This is a genomic window from Vibrio sp. Vb1574, assembly GCF_033338675.1.
Window position 1 is genome coordinate 1 of record NZ_JAWOTC010000182.1, and the last position, 1,472, is coordinate 1,472.

The window sequence follows — 1,472 nt, forward strand, 5'->3', positions numbered from 1 at the left end:
TTTTTAGCTTCGTTTCCCCAGCGCAGAAACGAAAATTTGGCTCGAGGTGCTTGTTTTAACAGGCTCAAGTAAAGCTCATCGCCGAAGTAATCCCAAAATAGCGTGTTGGCATAAATCGACAGTTGCCCATCAAAGGTCTCTGGGGAAAAGTTTTGCGGCTTAATGGAGTCCACACTCATCAGAATCTGTTCGAAGTGTGCCATGTTTGTTTCGACAAACGTCGTCGGTTCAAAGCCATGTTTCGTTTGCACAAACAGAGGATCATCGAACTGGGTTTTCATCTTGGTGAGGTTTTTACTGATGGCTCCGGATGTTTTTCCTAACGACTCTGCGACTAACCGAACATTGCGCAGCTCATACATGCGCTTCAGCACAAGAATGTTTTGAATATCCAGATTAATCGCCATTCTTTACTCCAACAATTCGGCTCGCTTCACATCATAGCGTTGAGCTGATCATCCAAAGACAGCAAACGGTCAATTTTCTTGAGGCCTCTATCGGAGGTGAAGAAAGGGGATTTCCATTTGGTAAATCAGGAGTTTCCTCGTCTCATCCCCTTTGCGTTGATACAGTTTCTACATCGACACAGGTACAGACAATAACAGAGGTGATGTATGAAAAAACTAATCGCATTAGGCTTGATGGTTTGCTCAGCGAATGTGGCATTTGCTGCGGATGGCTCATACACAGGTACCATTGACATGACAATGAGTAATACGAACCAAGTGGATGTTGAACGCGCAAACTCGCAACTTACGTTGAAAGGCCGTAATGAAGCGATGTACGGCGGCGTGATGATTCAAACCGATGCATCTACCCAACCGATTGAACTTCGTGGCCGCCGCGATTAATCGGTCACGTTGTCATTACGAAAATGCCGCGATGAATTCGCGGCATTTTTGTTTGTTGATTGCGTATGTAATCAAGTGGCGGTGCGAAAGCGATTAGCTCTGTACCTCGACACCCGCTTCAATCTCGACAGGTTGCGCTTGTGCTTCGCTTTCTTTTGCCGCATCCAGCATTTTGCGAATAACAACCGACGCTGCCATAGCAATCGCCACCATCACAACCGCTAGTACAGTAAGCAATTGGAAGTAATCACCGTATACGGTTTGTACGATTTCTTGAGTGATCTCTTGGCCTTTTTCCATCGCAATCGATGTTGAGAAAGCGGCACCAACGATACCACTCAGTGCGATAGCAACGGAGAATAGACTAACCGAGAAGTTCTCGATGTGTTTTGGTGCAACAGACAGAATGAATGCCACAACCATTGAACCAACGATAACTTCCGCAATGGCTTGGAAGAAGTGAATCGCCAAGAAGATTTCAGGCATGATCACCACATCTTCACCAACGGTTGTGACCGCAAACGTTAGGATGCCAAATGCAATTGCAGTGAGTACAAACGCCATCGCGATTTTAGTCGCTGTCGAAAGGTGAACGTCGCGTTTTTCAAGCATACCGAAGAA

The 1,472-nt window shown here is 46.0% G+C and carries 2 protein-coding genes and 1 pseudogene; 1 reads left to right on the forward strand and 2 read right to left on the reverse strand.

Annotation, left to right across the window (positions count from 1 at the left end; translation table 11 throughout):
• Positions 1-407 (reverse strand): LysR family transcriptional regulator (locus R7O12_RS24635; RefSeq protein ID WP_318126678.1); only part of this gene is annotated, 407 nt, incomplete at its 3' end.
• 207 nt (positions 408-614) lie between these two features.
• Here R7O12_RS24635 and R7O12_RS24640 point away from each other — a divergent pair.
• Entirely contained in the window at positions 615-851 is a 237-nt protein-coding gene (locus R7O12_RS24640) for a hypothetical protein (RefSeq protein WP_005464033.1), read from the forward strand.
• 93 nt (positions 852-944) lie between these two features.
• Here the strand turns inward: R7O12_RS24640 and R7O12_RS24645 are convergent.
• Positions 945-1,472: pseudogene (locus R7O12_RS24645) on the reverse strand (major facilitator superfamily transporter); the annotation flags it as partial.

Coding starts and splice junctions, on each gene's coding strand:
- R7O12_RS24640 (WP_005464033.1), top strand. CDS start 615: ATGAAAAAACTAATCGCATTAGGCTTGATGGTTTGCTCAGCGAATGTG.